Annotated in this window: 7 protein-coding genes; 3 read left to right on the top strand and 4 right to left on the bottom strand. The window is 71.0% G+C overall.

Features of this window, described 5'->3' with window-relative positions; translation table 11 throughout:
- The 3 genes from HUV01_RS10660 to HUV01_RS10650 form a co-directional block, all read left to right on the top strand.
- The coding region (locus HUV01_RS10660) for a DUF58 domain-containing protein (protein ID WP_174298240.1) at positions 1-914 on the top strand (914 nt) is incomplete at its 5' end.
- Positions 911-1,954, top strand: a complete 1,044-nt coding sequence (locus HUV01_RS10655; protein ID WP_438827166.1) for a stage II sporulation protein M — start codon at positions 911-913, stop codon at positions 1,952-1,954. The genes HUV01_RS10660 and HUV01_RS10655, both read left to right, overlap by 4 nt.
- Complete coding sequence (locus HUV01_RS10650; protein WP_174298239.1) at positions 1,944-2,816, top strand: RDD family protein; 873 nt, start codon at positions 1,944-1,946, stop codon at positions 2,814-2,816. The genes HUV01_RS10655 and HUV01_RS10650 overlap by 11 nt, the downstream gene beginning before the upstream one ends.
- Before the next feature lie 13 nt (positions 2,817-2,829).
- On the opposite strand, the gene HUV01_RS10645 is transcribed toward HUV01_RS10650, so the two are convergent.
- The 4 genes from HUV01_RS10645 to HUV01_RS10630 all read right to left on the bottom strand — a co-directional run.
- Entirely contained in the window at positions 2,830-3,738 is a 909-nt protein-coding gene (locus HUV01_RS10645; RefSeq protein WP_174298238.1) for a flagellar motor protein MotB, read from the bottom strand.
- A gap of 136 nt (positions 3,739-3,874) precedes the next feature.
- The gene (motA, locus tag HUV01_RS10640) at positions 3,875-4,738 is read right to left on the bottom strand and encodes a flagellar motor stator protein MotA (protein ID WP_174298237.1); all 864 of its coding nucleotides are present in this window, start codon (positions 4,736-4,738) and stop codon (positions 3,875-3,877) included.
- A gap of 204 nt (positions 4,739-4,942) precedes the next feature.
- On the bottom strand, positions 4,943-5,848 hold the full coding sequence (locus HUV01_RS10635; protein ID WP_174298236.1) for a flagellin: 906 nt from the start codon (positions 5,846-5,848) through the stop codon (positions 4,943-4,945).
- On the bottom strand, positions 5,848-6,365 hold a 518-nt coding region (locus tag HUV01_RS10630), incomplete at its 5' end, for a flagellar basal body rod C-terminal domain-containing protein (RefSeq protein WP_302480043.1). The genes HUV01_RS10630 and HUV01_RS10635, both read right to left, overlap by 1 nt.

Genomic DNA, 6,365 nt, shown 5'->3' with positions numbered 1-6,365 from the left:
GCCGGGCGTGGCTGCGCTGGCGCGGGCCGTTCGGCCTCGCCTGGCAGCAGCACGCCGTATCGCTCGACGCCGCCATCGCGATCCTTCCCGACATCCGCCCGGTGCGCCAGCGCGGCGCGGCACTGTTCCGGCGGCACGCGCTCGGGGGGCTGACCCAGGTCGAGCGCGGCGAGGGCACCGACTTCGATACGCTGGTGGAGTACCGATCGGGCATGGACCGGCGCGCGATCGACTGGAAACAGTCCGCCCGGCACCTGAACCTGCACGCCAATGAATATCGGACGGAGCGCAACAACCAGATCGTCTTCGCGATCGACGCCGGGCGCCAGATGGCGGAGCCGGTCGCGGGCCTGCCCCGCATCGACCGCGCGGTGTCCGCCGCGCTGCTCGCGGCCTGGGTCGCGCTGAAGCTCGGCGATCGGGTGGCGCTGGACGCGTTCGATTCGCGGCCGCGGATCGCCAGCGGCTTCGTGTCGGGCACGGGCGCCTTCGCGCAGCTCCAGCGGCTGGCGGCACGGATCGACTATGGCGCGGACGAGACCAACTACACGTTCGCGCTCACCACCCTTGGCCAGCGGCTGACGCGGCGGTCGATGGTGGTGCTGTTCGCCGAAGTGACCGACATGACCGCCGCCGAGTTCATGGTCCGCGCCGCCGGGCGGCTGGCGGAGCGCCACCTGCTGCTCGTCGTCGTCCTGCGCGACGCGGAGCTGGAGGATATCGTCGACGCGGCTCCGCGCACCGCCGACGACGTGACCCGGGCGGTGACGGCGGCGGGCCTGCTGCGCGACCGGATGCTGGTGCTCGCCCGGCTGCGCCATGGTGGCGCGCACGTGATCGAGGCGGAGCACGACCGTGTCGGCGAACGGCTGGTCGAGGGCTATGTCGCGCTGAAGCGGAGGAACCTGCTGTGACGGGTCCGGCGCCCATGGCGGCGGACCCGTCGACCGTGAACGCGACCCGGTTCCGCGCGGCGCACGAGGCGGACTGGGCGCGGCTCGACCGGCTGATCACGCGGATCGAGAAGCGGTCGGTCCGCGCGCTGGCGGACGACGACCTGCTCGCGCTGCCGTCGCTGTACCGCACGACGCTGTCGTCGCTGTCGGTGGCGCGCGCGACGTCGCTCGACCGCGCGCTCGTCGCCTATCTGGAGCAGCTGGGCACGCGCGCCTATTTCCAGATATACGGCGTGCAGACGTCGCCGTGGCGCCAGCTCGCCCGGTTCCTCGCGCACGGCTGGCCGCAGGCGGTGCGGGACCTGTGGCGCGAGACGCTGGCGAGCCTGCTGCTGGGGATCGCCGCCACGATCGCGGGCTATGTCGTCGTGTCGCGCGATCCGTCGTGGTTCTTCGCGATCATCCCCGTCGGCATGGCGGGCGGGCGCGACCCCGGCGCGTCGGCCGCCTTCCTGCGCGGGACCCTGTACGGCCATGGGGCGGGCGGCGCGCGGCAGGACGGCCTGGCGACCTTCGCGGCCTATCTGTTCAGCCACAATGCGCAGCTCGCGATCTTCTCGTTCGCGCTGGGCTTCGCGTTCGCGGCGCCGACCGCGCTGCTGGTCGCGTACAACGGGCTGACGCTTGGCGCCTTCCAGGCGGTGTTCGCGGCGAAGGGGCTGGGCTGGAACGTCGCGGCCTGGCTGATGATACACGGCACGACCGAGCTGTTCGCGATCACCCTGTCGGGCGCGGCGGGGTTCCGGATCGGGCTCGCCATCGCCTTTCCCGGCCGCCGCACGCGGATGGAGTCGGCGACCGCGGCGGGCCGGTCGGCGGCGGTGGCGATGGCGGGGACCGTGGTGATGCTGATCGTCGCGGGCATGCTGGAGGGCATCGGCCGCCAGCTCGTCGACGACGACGCGACGCGCGCGGGCATCGGCCTTGCCGTGCTCGCCTTCTGGCTGGTCTATTTCTACTGGCCGCGCCGTGCCGGAGGGGTCGGGCATGGCGCATAGCGCCCGCCCGCGCCCGTCGCTCCGGCGCCGGTTCGTGACGCCCGAGGGGGTCGACCTCCTGTTGGAATTGGGCAGCGCGGGGACGCGCGCGGCGGCGTTCGTCCTCGACATGGCGCTGATGCTCGCGGTGCTCGTCTGCACGACGATGGCGACGATATACCTCATGCGCGGGCGGCAGGGGCCGGGCCAGGGACAGGTGCTGACGATCCTGTGGCTGCTGGGCGCGTTCGCCTTGCGCAACGGCTGGTTCGTCCTGTGGGAGATGGGCGGCCGCGGCGCGACGCCGGGCAAGCGTGTCGCGGGCCTGCGCGTCGTGGCGCGCGACGGCGCGCGGCTGACCGGCGGGGCGGTGGTGGCGAGGAACGCGATGCGCGAGGTGGAGGTGTTCCTGCCGCTGTCGTTCCTGGGCACGGCGGCGGCGGACGGCACGGCAAGCACGTTCCTGACGCTCTTCTCGCTCGCGTGGAGCGGCATCTTCCTCCTGTTCCCGCTGTTCAACCGCGACCGGCTGCGCGTCGGCGACCTGATCGCGGGCACCTGGGTGGTGCGCACCGCCCGCGCGAGGCTGGCGGGCGACCTCGTCGCCACGCGGCCCCGCGCGCGGCGGACGTTCCCGGAGGCCGCGCTGGCGCTGTACGGCGAGTATGAGCTCCAGACGCTGGAGGAGGTGCTGCGCGGCGGACGCGCGGAGTCGCTGACGGTGGTGGCCGACGCGATCCGTACCCGCGCCGGGATCGCGGCCGACGGCGACGACGCGGGCTTCCTGGCGGACTATTACGCGGCGCTGTGCGTGCGGCTGGAGCGCGGGATGCTAATGGGGCGCAGGCGCGCGGACAAGTTCGCGGGGGTGGAACGGCGATGACCGCCACCCTCGCCTACTGCGCGAAGCTGCCCGCCCGGTACAGCAGCGTGATCGACACGCGGCGGTTGCGCGGATCGGCGGGGTCCTTGGCGATCATCGGCTCGCGGTCGGCGACGCCCTCGATCCGGTCGAACCGCGCGTCGGGGAGCCCGCCCAGCGCGAGCCTGCGCCTCGTCGCCTCCGCGCGCGCCGAGGACAGCATCCAGTTGTTCATCGCCGCCGGGTCGCCATAGCCGAGGTTGTCGGTGTGGCCGCGGATCATGATCGGGTTGGCTAGTCCCTTCACCGATCCCGAGACCAGCCCGATCAGCTCGCTCGCCTCGGGCTCCAGCGCGGTCGTGCCGAGCGCGAACATGGAATAGTCGGCATCGTCGACCAGGTCGATCCGCATCCCGTCGCGCGTCATCGTGAAGTGGACGTGCTTGCCGAGCTTCGCCAAGTCCCTGGCCGCCGCCATCTGCATCTGCACGCGGCGGCGCAGCGCGTCGAAGTTCTTGCGATCCTCCTGCGCCAGCGCATCGCGGCTGCGCAGCGTGCCGTCGGGACCGGAGCCCGCCGACGGACCTCCGGTCGCACCCACCGGCACGGTCAGCGCGCGCGTGCCGGTCTGCGCCGCCCGGTGCGGCAGCGTGTTCGCGTCGATCAGCGAGTCGCCGCCCAGCAGCCCGGACCCGCCGACGCCCGAGTGCCGCGTGTCCATCAGCGTGGGCGCGAAATAGTCGGCGATGCCCTTGCGCTGCTTCTCCGTCGTCGCGCCCAGCAGCCACAGCAGCAGGAAGAACGCCATCATCGCCGTCACGAAGTCGGCATAGGCGACCTTCCACGCGCCACCGTGATGGCCGCCATGCCCCTCGATGTAAATCTTGCGGACGATCACCTTGGGTGGGACGTTGGCGCCATGCGGCGCGCGCGCGGCGGGCATTACCGTGCGCCTCCGGCAGGTCGGTGCCGGCCCGCTCCCCCTCCCGGCCACCCATCACGATACGCTGTATGGATGGCCGGATGGGGGAGCGGGCCGGCGCCGTGCATCGGTGCGAGCCGATCAAGACATACCGCCCTCACTTGCCGCGCAACCCGTCGAAGACCTCGGCGAAGCCGGGCTGGTTGCTGTGCTGTATCCCCGCGCGCGCCGCCTCGATCACCAGCGGTTGCGGATGGCCGTGAAGGGAGGCGATGATGATCTGCTTGACCACGTCGTAGATCGCCGCGTCGCCGTCGATCACCTGTTTCAGCCGGCCCGCCAGCGGCGCGACGATGCCATAGGCCAGCAGCACGCCCATGAACGTGCCGACCAGCGCCGATCCGATCATCGCGCCCAGGATCGTCGGCGGCTTGTCTATCGAGCCCATCGTCTTCACGATGCCCAGCACGGCCGCGACGATGCCGAGCGCGGGGAGCGAATCGGCAAGGCTGGTCAGCGTCGTGTGCGGCCCCTCGACCTCGTGATGGTGGGTCTTGATCGCATGGTCCATGACCTCCTCGACCGCATGCACGTCGAGCGTGCCCGACGAGACGACGACGAGCCGCAACGTGTCCGCGATCAGGTTGATGAGCGTGTGGTCGGCGACGAGGCGGGGATACTCCGAGAATACGGCGGAGGATTTCGGGTCTTCGACATGCGGTTCCAGCGCGATCGGGCCTTCCATGCGCAGCATCTTCATCAGCTTGGAAACGAGGAAGATGACGTCCAGATAGTCCTGCTTCTTGTATTTCGGCCCCTTGAACACCTTGGCCAGGCCGCCGCCCATCGCCTTCAGTTCCTTGCCCGAATTGCCGATGATGAGCGCGCCCGCGGCGGCGCCGCCGATGATGAGCATCTCATGCGGGATCGCCTCCATGACGGGGCCGAGCGCGCCGCCGGTGATGGCGAACCCGCCGAACACCATCGCGAGCAGGACGACGAGGCCGATGGCTGGAAACATGAGCTGCTGGCTTCCCCGTATTGGTATCGGGCAAAGCGTTACCGGGAGCGGGTAGCGATAAGGTTAATCGGCCCACGGGATGGGTTGCGGACCGCGTGCCCGCCACCGAAGCCGTTCGCGCCAAGCCTGTCGGCGCGCTGCCCTTGTTCGAACGGAAGGGCTGTCCGTCGACAGGCCCAGGGCGGGGAAAGCGGGCGAGGGCCGCTACTTCAGATAGTCGAACAGGTTCAGCGCCGACAGCTTCGTGAAGCTCGCCTGCGTCGCCTGCAGCACCGTCATCGTCTTCTGGAGCTGAACGGCCGCCTGGCTGTAGTCGGTATCCTCCAGTCCCGAGCGAACCGCCTCGCGGTCGGCGGCGACCGTGGTCAGCCGCGTCGTCTCCAGATCGAGCCGCGCGCCGCGGGCGCCGAGCGACGCCTGGACGTCGATCACCTGCGTCGAGACGGTCGACAGATCGCCCAGCGCGCTGCCCAGAGCATCGGTGGTGTCCCCACCGGCCTTCAGCGTCGTCGCAAGCGCGGCGATCACGTCGATCGCGTTGCGCCCGCCGGCCAGGCCCAGGATCGCGGCGGCGTTCTCGCTCGGTTGCACCGACTGGCCGCCGCCGATCGGGATCGTGGACGTCGCGCCGGAAGCCAGCGCGTGGCTTCCGTCCGCGTTGGTCGTCACCGCGTCACCGCTGGCGGAACCGGCGAACAACGGCTGGCCGCGCGTGTCCTTGCCGTTGGCGAGCGCAGCGATCTCGTCGGCGATGCTCGACAACTGGCTGGCGATCGCGGCGCGGTCGGTATCGTTCAGCGTGCCGGTCCGCGCCTGCACCACAAGCTCCGACGCGTTCTGGAGCAGGTTGGTCATCGACGTCAGCGCGGTGTCGGCGCTCGTCAGCACGCCCTGCGCGGTCGTGATGTTCGCCTGAGAGGCAGTGGCGTCCGCCGCGTCCGTCGCGATCGTGCGCAGCCGCTGATAGGCGACGACGTCGTCCGACGCCTTCGACAGCTTCCTGCCGGTCGAGAGCTGCGTGTTGAGCGTGTCCGCCTGCGCGGTCAGCGACGTCATCGCCGCCGACGCGCGATCGTAGAACAGCGAGCTGGAGAGCGAGGCGATGGCCATCAGTTGATCGCGATGATCGACTGGAAGGTCTCGCGCGCGACCTGGATCACGCGACTAGAGGCCTGGTACGCCTGCTGGAAGCGCATCAGGTCGACCGCCTCCGTGTCGAGGTTGACGCCCGACACCGCGTCGCGCGCGGTGACGGCGCCGTCGTGGATCGTGGTCTGCGCATCGGCGACCGTCCGCTTCGACGCGAGCGCCGCGGCGGTGTCGCTCACCAGCGCGGTCGTCCTGCCCTCGAACCCGCCGCTCGTGCGCAGGCTGGCCAGGCTGGCGAGGTTGGTGTTGTCGCGGGCGCCACCGCCGCGTGACGCCGCCGCGACGTCCGACGGATCGGTGAGCGACAGCGTGAGATCGCTGGGGCTGGCGCCGGTCGTGAACATCGCCATGCCGGGCTTGCCGCCCAGATCGTCGCCCTGCGCCTGCACGGCGTTGACGCCGCTGGCGAAACCGCCCGCCAGCGTGTTCACCTGCGCGCGGGCATCGGCGATCCGGCCCGCGGCGTCGGCGATGCCCG

The sequence above is a fragment of the Sphingomonas bacterium genome, from assembly GCF_903643035.1.
Lineage (GTDB): Bacteria > Pseudomonadota > Alphaproteobacteria > Sphingomonadales > Sphingomonadaceae > Sphingomonas.
The sequence above is the reverse complement of the archived record's forward strand: the minus strand, read 5'-3'. Positions and strand labels throughout refer to the sequence as shown.